This is a genomic window from Desulfosporosinus sp. (assembly GCF_014237355.1).
In the GTDB taxonomy this organism is placed as follows: Bacteria; Bacillota; Desulfitobacteriia; order Desulfitobacteriales; family Desulfitobacteriaceae; genus Desulfosporosinus.
On sequence record NZ_JABZFS010000071.1, the window covers coordinates 97199 to 111239 of the forward strand.

At 38.3% G+C, this 14041-nt stretch carries 12 protein-coding genes; 11 read left to right on the forward strand and 1 reads right to left on the reverse strand.

The features are described from left to right. Positions 1–103 precede the first annotated feature (103 nt). From mnmE to HGJ98_RS15805, 8 genes are all read left to right on the forward strand, one after another. Positions 104–1468, forward strand: coding sequence for a tRNA uridine-5-carboxymethylaminomethyl(34) synthesis GTPase MnmE (gene mnmE / locus HGJ98_RS15770; RefSeq protein ID WP_291352525.1), 1365 nt, complete (start codon positions 104–106; stop codon positions 1466–1468). Between the two features lie 8 nt (positions 1469–1476). Next, the gene (mnmG, locus tag HGJ98_RS15775) at positions 1477–3375 is read left to right on the forward strand and encodes a tRNA uridine-5-carboxymethylaminomethyl(34) synthesis enzyme MnmG (RefSeq protein WP_291352686.1); all 1899 of its coding nucleotides are present in this window, start codon (positions 1477–1479) and stop codon (positions 3373–3375) included. Positions 3376–3381: 6 nt separating this feature from the next. Beyond that, positions 3382–4101: a 16S rRNA (guanine(527)-N(7))-methyltransferase RsmG gene (gene rsmG / locus HGJ98_RS15780; protein ID WP_291352527.1), complete on the forward strand. Its 720-nt coding sequence runs from the start codon at positions 3382–3384 to the stop codon at positions 4099–4101. Positions 4102–4238: 137 nt separating this feature from the next. Then, the gene (locus tag HGJ98_RS15785) at positions 4239–5621 is read left to right on the forward strand and encodes a VanW family protein (RefSeq protein WP_291352529.1); all 1383 of its coding nucleotides are present in this window, start codon (positions 4239–4241) and stop codon (positions 5619–5621) included. Positions 5622–5866: 245 nt separating this feature from the next. Then, positions 5867–6628: an AAA family ATPase gene (locus tag HGJ98_RS15790; protein WP_291352688.1), complete on the forward strand. Its 762-nt coding sequence runs from the start codon at positions 5867–5869 to the stop codon at positions 6626–6628. After that, positions 6621–7466: a ParB/RepB/Spo0J family partition protein gene (locus tag HGJ98_RS15795; RefSeq protein ID WP_291352531.1), complete on the forward strand. Its 846-nt coding sequence runs from the start codon at positions 6621–6623 to the stop codon at positions 7464–7466. The genes HGJ98_RS15790 and HGJ98_RS15795 overlap by 8 nt, the downstream gene beginning before the upstream one ends. Positions 7467–8016: 550 nt before the next feature. Then, the gene (locus tag HGJ98_RS15800; RefSeq protein ID WP_291352533.1) at positions 8017–8718 is read left to right on the forward strand and encodes a DUF554 domain-containing protein; all 702 of its coding nucleotides are present in this window, start codon (positions 8017–8019) and stop codon (positions 8716–8718) included. A 225-nt stretch (positions 8719–8943) separates the two neighbouring features. Next, the gene (locus HGJ98_RS15805) at positions 8944–9444 is read left to right on the forward strand and encodes a DUF4446 family protein (RefSeq protein ID WP_291352535.1); all 501 of its coding nucleotides are present in this window, start codon (positions 8944–8946) and stop codon (positions 9442–9444) included. Positions 9445–9449: 5 nt separating this feature from the next. Here HGJ98_RS15805 and yyaC read toward each other — a convergent pair whose 3' ends face one another. Further along, entirely contained in the window at positions 9450–10037 is a 588-nt protein-coding gene (gene yyaC, locus HGJ98_RS15810) for a spore protease YyaC (protein WP_291352537.1), read from the reverse strand. A 110-nt stretch (positions 10038–10147) separates the two neighbouring features. On the opposite strand from yyaC, the gene HGJ98_RS15815 reads away from it, so the two are divergent. From HGJ98_RS15815 to selB, 3 genes are all read left to right on the forward strand, one after another. Continuing rightward, entirely contained in the window at positions 10148–11176 is a 1029-nt protein-coding gene (locus HGJ98_RS15815; protein WP_291352539.1) for a hypothetical protein, read from the forward strand. A 152-nt stretch (positions 11177–11328) separates the two neighbouring features. Next, a complete protein-coding gene (locus tag HGJ98_RS15820; protein ID WP_291352541.1) occupies positions 11329–11805 on the forward strand; it encodes a tetratricopeptide repeat protein in 477 nt (158 codons plus the stop codon). A 48-nt stretch (positions 11806–11853) separates the two neighbouring features. After that, positions 11854–13761, forward strand: a complete 1908-nt coding sequence (gene selB, locus HGJ98_RS15825) for a selenocysteine-specific translation elongation factor (protein ID WP_291352543.1) — start codon at positions 11854–11856, stop codon at positions 13759–13761. Positions 13762–14041 lie beyond the last annotated feature (280 nt).

Consider the following 14041-nt stretch of genomic DNA (forward strand, 5'->3'; position numbering starts at 1 on the left):
CTGGCTACGCGTCTTTTTACTATACATGTCTTTATGAGGCATAGCCGAAGAATCTTGACTTCTGACTTTCACACAAGTTATTTTTAAATTGGAGATGAATCCTTTGGAAGATACAATCGTGGCAATGGCAACGGCTATGGGAGAAGCAAGTATACATATTTTAAGATTGAGCGGTTCGAGAGCAGAACAAATAATTGAAAAATGCTTTGAACCACAGAATAGAGAGCGTTGGTCACGTCACGAAAATTTTACTCTTAATCTTGGCCTTTTTCGTGACGAGGATAAGATTCTCGACGAGGTCTTAATTGGTAGAATGGTTGCTCCATTTTCTTATACAGGTGAAAATACTTATGAAATTAACTGCCATGGAGGCCCTTTTGTCGCTCAAAGAATATTAGAGGCCTGCATCCGTCATGGAGCTCGTTTAGCTGAGCCTGGTGAATTTTCTAAAAGAGCATTTTTGAACGGAAAACTCGACTTAGTACAGGCGGAAGCAGTTATTGATTTGATTACATCTCGTACTGAATCATCCGCTAATCTTGCTTTAAGTCAGTTAAATGGCGGTCTTTCTAGGTCAATTACTAAATTAAGAGAAGATATTCTAGAGATTCTTGCATTTATAGAGGCAGGGATTGACTTTCCCGAAGATGATGTTGAAACCCTCGATCGAGAAAACCTTGAGTTTCTTATTAATAATACTCTTAGTCATTGCAAACGTTTGTTAGATGGAAGTAAAACAGGTAAAATCCTTAGAGAAGGCTTACTCACTGTTATAGTAGGACAACCTAATGTCGGTAAATCAAGTCTTCTTAATGCTCTTTTACATGAAGAGCGAGCTATTGTGACTGATATTCCAGGAACGACACGTGACGAAATTAGAGAATCTGTCAATGTTGGAGGGATCCTGTTACAGTTAGTAGATACTGCAGGTATATGTGAGAGCAAGGATGTAGTCGAACGTCTTGGAATTGAAAGAGCTTGGAAGGCATTAAAGTCGGCAGAATTGATATTATTAGTTGTTCAGGCGAATCTCCATCTTACTGACGTGGAATACGAAATATTAAATACCTACTCAGATAAAGTTATTGTTCTTATTAATAAAATGGATCTATTGGAAAAGGATAAAGATATTGTTCCAGTATACGAAAAAGGATTTTGGATTCCTTTTTCAGTTCTTCATGGCAAAGGTTTTACTCAGCTTGAAGAGGAGATTAGAAGAAGAGTTTATCAAGGTGAGAGTATGCTTTCGACAGACCCACTTCTTTCAAATGTACGACAGATTACTTCATTATCAAATTGTGACAGTTCTTTGAAACAAGCTTTAGAGAGTTTAAAGATTGGAATGCCCTGGGATATAATCTCGATTGATATACGTCTTGCTTTACAATTCGTTTCGGAAATAACGGGTCACAATGTTCAAGAAACTCTTCTTGAAGATATTTTTTCTCGATTTTGTATCGGAAAGTAGGATGTGCTTTGGAATACTATGCTGGAAAATACGATGTTATAGTTGTTGGAGCTGGACATGCTGGATGTGAAGCTGCTCTTGCTGCTGCAAGAATCGGATGCGAAACTCTCCTGCTTACTTTAAGTTTAGATACTGTTGCACATATGCCCTGTAATCCTTCTCTTGGAGGGCCAGCTAAGGGTCATTTAGTACGTGAAATCGATGCCTTAGGTGGACAAATGGGAATTACTGCAGATGAGACATCTTTACAAGTCAAAATGCTTAATACCGGCAAAGGGCCGGCAGTCCATGCCCTGAGAATTCAATCTGATAAACAGGCTTACCAAAACCAAATGCGCAATGTATTATTAGCGCAACCCCGATTAACTATAATTCAAGGATTAGTAGAAGGAATTGTTGTCAAGAATCAGAGGATAACTGGAGTTGTTACTCGAACCGGTGCTCGTTTTGAATCAGGGAATGTTGTGTTGACAAGCGGAACATATTTACGTGGAAGGATAATAATCGGGTCTTCTATGTATCAAGGTGGACCCAATGGACAGATGCCTGCAATGTCTCTGTCAGATTCTCTAAAAGAATATGGGGTAGAATTAGGCAGATTCAAAACAGGAACACCACCAAGAATCCAGAGACAATCGGTTGACTATTCTAAATTTCGTATCCAGCCTGGCGATCAAGTTCCTTGGCGTTTCTCCTTTATGCCTACTAAGAGTATGTTTTGGCAAGGAGATCCATCTAAACAAGTAGCTTGTTGGTTAGGATATACAGCTAATAAGACTCACGACATTATTCGAGAAAATCTTTATCGTGCACCTTTATACTCTGGGAAAATCGAGGGCATTGGTCCTCGTTATTGTCCTTCAATTGAGGACAAAGTTGTTCGTTTTGCGGATAGAGAATCTCATCAAATATTTTTAGAACCTGAAGGCTGGAAAAGCGATGAGCTTTATGTAGCAGGCTTGTCTACCAGTATGCCTGAGGAGGTTCAGATAAAAATATTAGAGAGTATTCCTGGTTTAGAACAGGTTAGAATGTTAAGACCTGGCTATGCTATAGAGTACGATTATGTTTTGCCTCATCAACTTTCTCTTAGTTTAGAGGTTCGTCAATTAAAAGGGTTGTTTACAGCTGGTCAACTTAACGGAACATCTGGATATGAGGAAGCCGCTGCGCAAGGATTAATTGCTGGTGTTAATGCTGCATTGCAAGCAATGGAAAGAGATCCTTTTGTTATTCGTCGTTCAGATGGATATTTAGGTGTATTAATAGACGATCTAGTAACAAAAGGTGTGAAAGAACCTTATCGCCTTTTAACATCACGAGCTGAATATAGGCTAATACTTCGTCAAGATAATGCTGATCTAAGGTTAACAGAAAAAGGTAGAACTGTTGGATTAGTTAATGAAGATCGGTGGGAGCGTTTTAACACTAAGAAGAAGAACTTTGAATGTATTAACAATCTTCTAAAAACCACATTTTTTTCTCCTTTAAGAGAAGATCTCCAACAGATAATAATAGAAGCAAATTCTACTCCACCTCGCGGAGGAATTAGTGCTCAAGATTTGATACGCAGACCGGAGATTAATCTTAGCCATTTAGTCAGGCTCTTGCCGGAACTGGAAATATATGACTTTGAAGTTTTAGAAGAAGCTGAAATAGAAGCAAAGTATGCTGGCTATATAGAGAAACAGTTATCCGATATTGAGAAGTTTTCTAAATTAGAAGAGCTTATTTTACCAAAAACCCTTCATTATGAAGAAATACGTGGTTTGTCTACGGAGGGAAGACAAAGACTAATGGAAGTTAATCCACTAAATTTAGGTCAGGCTTCTCGAATAACAGGAGTAAGTCCAGCAGATATTTCTGTTTTACTCGTTTCTTTAGAACAACGACGTAGAAGGGAGTAATAACGAGTGTTTATCGAATATGCGTCGTTAATCAAAGAGTTAACCTATAAACATTTAGGTCATGAATTGTCAGAGTTACAGGTTAGCCAACTTTGTCAATTTGGAGATCTTTTACTTGATTGGAACCAAAGATTAAATTTGACAAGAATTACAGAACCACAAGAAGTTATCTTAAAACATTTTATTGACTCTATGGTCCTTTCAAAGTATGTCCAAGGAACTTATTTTGCAGATTTAGGTACAGGAGCAGGGTTTCCAGGTCTTCCCCTTAAAATTCTACGACCTGAATTACAAGTTATATTAGTGGATTCTTTAAAGAAACGATTAGATTTTCTAGACATTGTCATCAAAACCTTGGGGTTAGAAACTATTAAAACTGTCCATGCCAGAGCAGAAGACTTTGGAAGAGATAAGCACTATAGAGGGTATTTTGATACTGTGAGTTCTCGAGCAGTGGCCCGATTACCAATCTTGTTAGAGTATGCTTTACCTATTCTAAAAGTAAAGGGAATTTTTTTAGCAGCTAAGGGGTTACAGGCAGAGCAAGAATTAGTTGAATCAGAGAAGGCTTTAAAGGTATTAGGTGGGATTTCGGAGGGAATTGAACATTTAAATTTAGGTAACAGCGCAGAGCATCGAGCAATTATCTTAATAAGAAAGGTTACACAAACTCCTACACAATATCCACGCAAGGCTGGAATTCCTAGCAAGAATCCTCTTATTTAATCGTTATTTTTACATAGAGCGTTACTCAACAAAAGTAAGGCTCTTTTTTATGTAGGATAATGAAGGAATTGTTCTTAGTACGTCGAAATAAATAGTACGAGAATACATTAATCAGTTTGATAGTAGGAGGAGGCAATTTGAGCGATTCACAAAATAGGAGACTTGGTCAAGGTTATAAGAGAAGGTTAACTCTTATAAAAACCAAGAAATTCTATATTTCCTTGGCTCTTATTTTAATAGTTTTGGCTAGTCTATCTGCTTTACTCTACACAAGAGATAATAATCTTATTGCAGAGGGTGTATTAATTTCTAAAGTTGATGTGGGTAATTTAACCCCTGATCAAGCAAAAGAAGCAATGGACAAAGAAATTAAACGATTAATGGACCAGACTATTAAAATAAATGTAGATCAATATTCACTTGATGTAAAGCTTGGAGATTTGGGCCTTAATGTGTCGGCTGATTCAGCTCTAGAAGAAGCCTATAATGTTAGTAGAACAGGGTCAATTCCAAGAAGAGTCATGAATAAGATGACAGCAGCCAAAGAAATTAATTTAGATTTATCCCATATGTGGAGTGATCAGCAATTATTACAAGAGCTTAATAAAAACTTGGAACCATTAAATAAGCCTGCTCAAGACGCAGCTTTCGAAATTACCAACCAAAATACAATGATAATTCATGAAGAACAAGTGGGACGAGTTATCGATATGGATGATTTAATTTCTAAAATTAAAGGAATTAGTATCTTTGAGCCTGTTTCTGAAATTGATGGACAATATAAAGAGCAACGTCCACTAATTACAGCATCTCAATTGAAAGATCAACAGATTACGGGTTTGTTAGCTAGTTATACTACCCGCTTTGATCCAACACAGATTGCAAGATCACAAAACGTCCGCCTTGCAGCAATGGCAATGGACAAAGCAATTATTAAGCCTGGTGACTCTCTTTCTTTCAATCAAATTGTTGGAGAAAGAACTGTAGAAGCTGGATACAAGGATGCTTATGTGATTGTAAATGGACAGTTTGTACCAGGATTAGCAGGAGGAATATGTCAAGTCTCAAGTACTTTATATAATACCGGTTTACTAGCTAATCTTCCGGTGACTCAACGAAGTAATCATGATCTTGCTATTTCTTATGTACCACTTGGACAGGATGCTACCGTCGCCTATCCAGACCTAGATTTAAAGTTTAATAATGATACAGGTGCTTATCTACTCATCCGGTCAAAAGTTGGTAATAATACTGTTACTATTGAGCTTTACGGTAAGGTAATTCCTGGACAAGAAGTAATTATCAGCAATACTACTGAATCCGTTATTCCTTTCGATGTACAACGTCTTGTTGATGAGACAATGGCTCAAGGTGAATCGAGGGTAAAACAAGAAGGTCAACCAGGATACGTTGTTAAATCTTACAGGACAATTAAAATGAACGGCCAAGTTTTAAAAACCGAAGCCCTAAAACAGAGTCGTTACCTGCCTCTACCAAAGGTACTTTCAGTCGGTGCCTAAAATACTTGGTTTGTATCATAAAAAAAGCGTTTAACAAGCGCTTTTTTTATTGCAACGATAGAATATATATTATTACGTATGAAATGCGTTTAACAAAAACTATATTTGTTTTGTCAAATACGTTACAATGAAGATAATATCTAAACGAACTTTTTTATTTTTATGTCTTCTGCTTCTATATTGGTAAAACAAGTTGAGAACTAGTATTTAGTCGCTATTTATTTAAAAGGAAGTGTGGGCTATTGATTACTAAAGTAATTGCTGTAGCTAATCAAAAAGGCGGCGTCGCTAAGACGACAACGGCAATAAATCTGAGTGCCTGCTTATCTGAGTTAGGAAAAAGTGTACTTCTTATTGACTTAGATCCGCAGGGAAACGCTTCGAGCGGTATGGGAATTGCGAAGCATAAATTAACGCAATGTATTTATGATGTCTTGATCAATGATGTACCTCTTGAACGAATTATCATAAAAACTGAACAAACAGGTTTGAAGGTTGTTCCTGCACGTATAGAACTCGCAGGAGCTGAAATTGAACTTGTTGCTCAGAATTCTCGTGAAGGAAAATTGCGTGAGGCAATTGAAAGTATTAAAAGCGATTATGATTTTATTATTATCGATTGTCCACCGTCCTTGGGACTTCTTACTTTAAATGCTTTAACCGCGGCAACGGATGTTATCATACCTATTCAATGCGAGTACTATGCTCTTGAAGGTTTGACTCTCTTAATGAGCACCTTGGAAAAAGTACGTAAACATATCAATCCGAATTTAAATATTTTGGGTGCTTTACTAACAATGTTTGATGCTAGAACCAATTTAGCTATTCAAGTAGTGGATGAAGTTAAGAAGTTCTTTCCACGTAAGGTTTTTAGAGCGATCGTACCTCGTAATGTTCGTCTTAGTGAAGCTCCCAGTCATGGAAGAGCTATTAATACTTATGATACTCGTTCTAGAGGTGCAGAAGTATATCGTGAATTGGCAAAGGAGGTATTAGAACGTGTCTAAGAAAGGATTAGGACGTGGCCTTCAGGCTTTACTTTCGGATGAGTTAGGTGATGAACCTGCTATAAAGGAAGTCCCTATTTCAAGTATTGACCCAAATCCAGATCAACCTAGAAGAGAGTTTGAACCAGAATCTTTAAATGAATTAGCAGATTCTTTACGTGTACATGGTTTACTACAGCCAATTCTAGTGAGACCTGTTGGAGAGAGATACTTTCTTATAGCTGGAGAACGAAGGTTACGTGCTGCCAAAATTGCAGGTCTAAGCACAATTAAATGCATAATCCAATTCTGTAGTGATCAAGAGATGGCTGAGCGTGCCCTAATAGAAAATATCCAGCGTGCGGACTTATCACCTGTAGAAGAAGGCTATGCCTATGAAAGACTTATTAATGAATATGGGCTTAATCAAGAACAAGTTGCTCAACGTGTAGGCAAAGCACGTTCAACCATAACAAATCTTTTAAGAATAATAAGATTGCCTCACTCCGTTCTTGACTTGCTTAGAAACAATTCAATTTCTCTAGGTCATGCTAAAATATTATTGGGAATTAAAGATACTTCCTTACAGATACTTGTTGCTCAAAAAGCAGCAAAAGAACAATTATCCGTAAGAGAAACAGAAATCCTTATTAATAGGCTTACTGAAAGAGAAGTTAAGGAAAGGCCAGCCCGTGTAGTTAGCAACTTACTACACAATGTACAAGATCAATTACAAGCGAACTTCCAAACCAAAGTACTTGTAAAAGGAGATAATAAACGTGGAAAAATTGAAGTGCAGTACTTCTCTGAGGATGAATTGAATCGCTTACTCGAATTGTGGAACATCCGCATAGATTAGTATAAAGTTCCACGTGGAACATTTATGGCATATAAACAATTGCGAGCAATTACTAGGATTGTTATCATCTAGTCCTAATGAGATAACTTTTGTGTATAAATTCTATATACCCTATTACCTGTTCACTCTTGTTATGACTTGACAGCTAAGCAATTGCTGATAGTTTCTGCATTTTAGTTCTTAATACTTTAACCTGCTTTGATTAGATGGTACAAGCGAGCCGATTTAAGAGAATATATTCAAGATTGCACACTTTACGGACAATAACTGTAATGATAAGTGTTAAATTAGAAATATGAGTTTTGGTGACCCTAAGACTAATTACAAATTTCTCATTAGTGTTTAGTAATTGGTATTCACTAATATAGTATTGGTATTGGTAACTATCCCCCTTTGTATATGTGCTTGGTCAGGTAAAGCAGCTTATTCTTACTGCCAAATGTTCCATGTGGAACATTTGGCAGTAAGAACTTAGAGTAAGAACTTAGAAATACTCCTGTATGTTCCACGTGGAACATCAAAAGTCAAAGGTTAGAAGGAAGGTATTAAGTTGTTAGGTACTATTGTTAACACTATAGCCATATTGATTGGGGGCTTTATTGGACTATTATTTGGACAAGCCCTTCCGGATAGAATGAAGAAAACTGTCATCCAGGGAATTGGCCTAGCGGTATTACTGATCGGTGCAAGCATGGCTTTACAAACCAAGAATACGTTAGTAGTTATAGCAAGTCTAGTGATAGGTGGAATTGTTGGAGAATTAATAGATATTGAAGAACAATTAAAGAGGTTCGGGCAATGGCTTGAACAGAAATTCTCAAGGAATAGTGGACAGTCAGGGTTTACCAAAGCTTTTGTTACAGCAAGCCTTATATATTGCGTTGGAGCTATGGCCATAATGGGCTCGTTAGAGAGTGGTCTAAAAGGAAACCATACGATACTATACGCAAAATCAATGTTGGATGGAATATCTGCATTGGTTTTTGCTTCCTCAATGGGAATTGGTGTGCTGGCATCGGCTCTACCAGTATTCTTATATCAAGGTTTAATAACACTTTCTGCGGGACTGCTGCAGGGGGTCCTATCCCCAGAAATTATAAACGAGATGGGTGCTACGGGAGGTCTGCTTATAGTAGGAATTGGTCTTAATGTATTGGAAATAAAAGAGATCAAAGTGGGCAATCTATTACCAGCGCTGTTTTTTGCGATTCCTATAGCCCTTCTATTTACAAAACTTCATTTGGGAGTGTAGTCAATCAAAGCAGCGACGTATTCGCTTGTGGAGAATGTGCACGTAGTCCCAAAAGACGCAAGTGTTTTCTATTAAGTGAAGACAATTAGGTCGATTTTACTGAAAGGAAGTGAATAAGCCTGGTTTGAGATAGATTATAAGCATAGCTTATGGACTATCACTTTGTTTAGTCGACAAAGGGAAGTTGAAACATATTGTTGCGATTTAAAACCAGGATAATCATTGGTGACATTAGAAGGTATAACTCCATTCTATTGGTGGTCAATTGGTATATTGGCCTTACTGATATTAATCACTATAATAGTTGTTATTGCACAATATAGGCGAGTAAAACGATTTGAGGCCGCGTATATAAGCTTACAAACCTTTATGAATGGTCAACAGATGGATTTGGTTTTGAAGGATTATGATCATAAAGTAACTGAACTGGAACAAACTATTGAAAGCTGTAAACAAAGACTAAATCTTATCGAGCTCAAACTAAAAGCCAGTGTAGATCGTGCAGAGCTTCTTCGATTTAGAGCATTTGAAGACGTAGGGAGTGATTTAAGCTTTGCCTTGGCGCTCCTAAATCAAGAAGGAAATGGAGTAGTTCTTAGCTCCATTCATAATCGCGAAGAAGCAAGGATTTATGCAAAACCAGTTATTAGAGGACAATCTGACTATTCACTATCCGATGAAGAAAAGAAAGTGATCTCAAAAGCAATAATAGGAGAAAAGATTTAATATGCCTAGATAACATTTTCATCTATATTGACTCGCATTCTTAAATAAGAACGAGTTATAAGAGAACTAATGTTTTCTGACATCCGCCAGACTAAATTGAGTCTAGTATTTTGTAAGACCATGTACTCCATAAATCCACCAACGTTTACAATTCCAGTCATATGTACTTCTCCAACTTCTGGAAGATTCTTATTTACCCCAGCTCCTGGTTTTAAAGGACCATCCGCCAGAGTGATACAACCGATGGATTCTAAGCGCCCAAGACAAGCGTCAACTGCAATAGTAAATGGATTTAAAAAATTATGCTGGATAATTTCGATAGTTTGTTGTAGATTTGTTGCATGTACAGGATCATCCAATGTACCATATACATGTAATTGTGGTAATTTAAGACGAGAGAGATGTGTACCAATTAATGGCCCTAAAGCATCACCTGTAGATCTATCTGTTCCTATACATAGGATTATAGCAGGACGTTCTCTAGACGTTGCGAATAGATCAGATAGTCTAGCTTCTAGTTTTGCTTTTGCATTATAATCATCAACATGGGCTTTCAATTTTTGAGTTTCTGTTAGTAATGAAAATAAACTCACAAGCTGCCCCCTTACATTAAACCTTTTACTAAATAATTTCCAAATATCGTTGTTTTTATGCATGAGATCCATATTCTAGCCATAAGCATGATGGCGAGGAGGGAGTATTCATGCAGTGGAAAACAACGTTTCAAGTGGCTGCAACCTACGTAGGGGCTGTTATGGGGGCAGGATTTGCCTCGGGTCAAGAAATACAGCAATTCTTTGCTCGCTTTGGTAATTGGGGTTTAATTGGGGTTGTTCTAAGTTCATTACTATTTTCTCTTCTAGGATGGGGTATGTTGGATCTACAGGCTCGATGGAAGATCTCCTCTTATAATGAGTTCTTCGACTGTTTATTGGGTCCAAGGCTGGGGAGATGGGCAGACAAACTGGTTAGTATCCTTTTGTTTGTTGGAATGCTAGCAATGATATCGGGCAGTGGAGCGCTATTCAATGAATACTTTGGATTCTCTAGATGGCTAGGTATTCTTTTAACAGGTTGCATCATTGGACTAGCGTTGTGGTATCGTGGTGAAGGTGTACTCTGGATAAATTCCGTCCTGATACCCCTAAAGTTTATTTTTTGCTTAGGAATTGCTACTGCAGCAATATTTATGGCAACTTCGGGGGATCACGAGCACCTTCGGTTATCAAATCCAATTGTGAGAAACTGGATTATTTCTGCCATTTTATATGTCTCCTTTAATGTAACCTTAGCAATGGTGGTATTCGCATCACTTGGTCGAGAAGTACAAAAGCCCGGTGCGCGTTTGGGGGCGGTTTTTGGTGGTATCGCGCTAGGATTATTTGCATTCTCAATAGGAGCATCGTTGCTTCGTTTTCCGGATATTCTGGGATTGGAGATACCTATGGTTGGAATTGCAGGTAAACTAGGAGATTGGCCAGCTTTTTTCTACGTTGTGGTCTTATGGTTAGCCATGATCACTGCAGCAGTAGGTAATGGCTTCAGTCTTATAAGTCGAGTGGTTGATTCTGGGAGATTAGGCTATGGTAGTGCGACATTTATACTATTTCTCCTGATGATACCAATATCAGGGGTGAAATTCTCCCACATTGTTCAGATAGTATATCCTTTGTTTGGTTACTTAGGACTTGTCTTTATGCCAACAATTCTATACCTCTGGCGCAGGGGATAACCATAAGGCAAGGAATAGAAAAAATCAGGGATTTGCTTAACATGTGGAAGTTTTGTTATTATTAATCTTAGAGTCCAATAAACTTGTTCGACAAAGGTTAAATATCGAGACTTCAGATAAGTCTTTAATCTTTATTGACTAAGGGTGAGATTTTGAAATCCTTATATGAAGAGGCATTAGAACATTTAGAAGCGGGTGATTATGACGGAGCTGTATCTGCTCTACAAAAATATCTCCGCGATAATCCAACGGATGCCATGGCTTATAATAAACTAGGGGTTGCTTTTGCTAAACGGCAAAACCGAATAGAAGCAAAGTATTATTTTGAAGAAGCACTAAAATATGATGTGCATCTTGTTCATGCATTAAATAATCTAGGCAATATTGCTAGAGAAGAGGGAAATCTGGAACAGGCAGTAGACTATTACCAAAAAGCAATTGAGATTGACCCTACCTATGCACTCCCCCATAATAATTTGAGTGTAATATACAAACAACTTCGATGTTATGGTGACTTCGTTCGTGAGATTAAGACTGCTAAACGGTTAGAAAATAGAAAGGTCCTAAGTCCAAAAGGAAAAGCATTCCTAAGTTGGCTTAAAGGATTGTGGACTAAGCCAACTGAATAACCTTCTAACCTGAGATTAGGGTTTTAAAACTGGATAAGGGGAACAAAAATGGATGAACGACATTATTTAGTAGGTACGGCTGGGCACGTTGACCATGGAAAAACAGAATTAATTCGTGCCCTTTCTGGTATAGAAACAGACCGTCTGAAAGAAGAAAAACAACGTGGTATTTCTATCGAGCTCGGGTTTGCGCATATGCTTTTGCCAAGTGGTCGACAAGTGGGGATGATCGATGTTCCAGGGCATGAACGTTTTGTACGGCAGATGTTATCAGGTGCAAGCGGAATGGATATTGTCTTACTTGTTATAGCTGCTGATGAAGGGGTTATGCCTCAGACCCAGGAGCATTTAGATATCTTAACTTTACTTGGTATCCCTAGAGGGATTATTGTCCTTAATAAGGTGGATCTCGTAGATGAAGATTGGCTTGAACTCATGGAAGAAGAGGTCCGAGAAAAGCTGAACGATACAGTATTTAGTGATGCGCGTATATGTCGTGTTTCGGCTGTAACGGGTGAAGGGATAGATATACTCCGTCAAACCATTGATGATTTACTATCTCACGTAGAGAGTAAGAAATCGACGGGTCCAGTCCGAATGCCTATTGATCGTGTTTTCAGCATTCAGGGTTTTGGGACGGTCGTGACAGGAACTCTGCACGGTGGGACAATTGAATTAGGGCAAGAGTTAGCAATTGAACCAAGTCATCTTATTGCCAAGGTACGTTCCTTACAAGTTTATAATAGCAAAGTAAACATTGCGGGAGCAGGACAAAGGGTAGCTGTAAATCTAGCTGGAATAGAGGTTGCTGAAGTTGAAAGAGGTTCAGTACTCGTAACACCAAATATGTTCAAAGTTGGAAAAGTTTTAGATTTAAAAGTGACAAACCTGCCATCAGCAGAGAAGCCTTTGATTCAAAGGCAGCGAGTCCGATTCCATCTTGGTACGACTGAAATTCTAGGACGCATACATCTTCTTGATCATCAGGAACTTATTCCTGGTCAAGAAGGGTTTGCACAAATATTATTAGAAGATTCTGTTCTGGCAGCACCAGGAGATCGATTTGTTTTGAGGTTTTACTCTCCCACGTTTACAATCGCCGGGGGCAAGGTCCTTAGTGTAGCAGAATTCAAGGCTAAACGGTTTAAGCAAAGTGTATTAGATCAAATGATAGTTAAAGACCAAGGGGATCCCTTAGACCTCTTAGAAAGAGAAATGGACGAACCCAGAACAAGTTCAGATTTAAAAACTCGCTTACACATTAATTCAGTTGAGTTAGAGGAATTTATAAAAACTCTTAAGGAATCAAACCGATTGGAGATCTGGATTGAAGATGATGTCTCACTCTATTGGGGGAAGGACGCCGCGGAACTATGGAGGCAAAAACTGATTACAGTTGTAAAATCGCACGAAGAGGAGTATCCGCTGCGTGGAGGAATTAGTAGAGAGGAACTTAAAACCCGCCTTGGAATTACATGGACTCACCATCGTTGGCAGACGATTTTGGAACAGGGCTGTTCGCGCAAGTATTATCGTATCTCTGGAAGCAAAGTTCAAACCAATGAAGGGGTCCAGTTACCACCGGTGATTGCAAGGAGACTTAATGCTTTGAGGACCTTTTGGCAAAACGTAAAGCTTATGCCTCCTGATTTGGGTACTGTGTCGGAAGCATGTGAGATCCCTAAGACGGAGATTCAAGAATACGCAGGGCATTTATGTGAGCTAGGAGAATGGGTCTCTGTAAATGGATTATTCTACAGAACAAGTGATATTCAACAGGCCAAGATTACTTTGTTAGAGGCCCTGAGATTAAAAGGTGAAATCGGGGTCGCAGAGGCTCGCGAGTTATGGGAAACGTCTCGTAAATATGCAGTCCCTTTATTAGAATTCTTTGATCAACAAAAAATAACGCAACGCAAAGGGGATAAACGAGTTCTTCATAGTTCTATAAACTAAATATATTAGTCAATAAGTCGATACAAGTGTGTTAGATAAGACTCCCAATCGGTGTAGTGATTGGGAGTCTTAATTATGTAAAGTGAGCAGTCCTTGAAATTAGACCCGAGCCTGTATCGCTATTCGTGAAAATGGACTTGCGGGAGATATCATGGGCATGGGACTAGCCTGAAGAACTTATGCAAATTATCTTTACATTATTGTTCCATTGACGTTTAGCTTTCTCAAATCTTTTGATATACTTGTAATGTAGTACTTTAAGGCTTGGGAAGCTTAATTG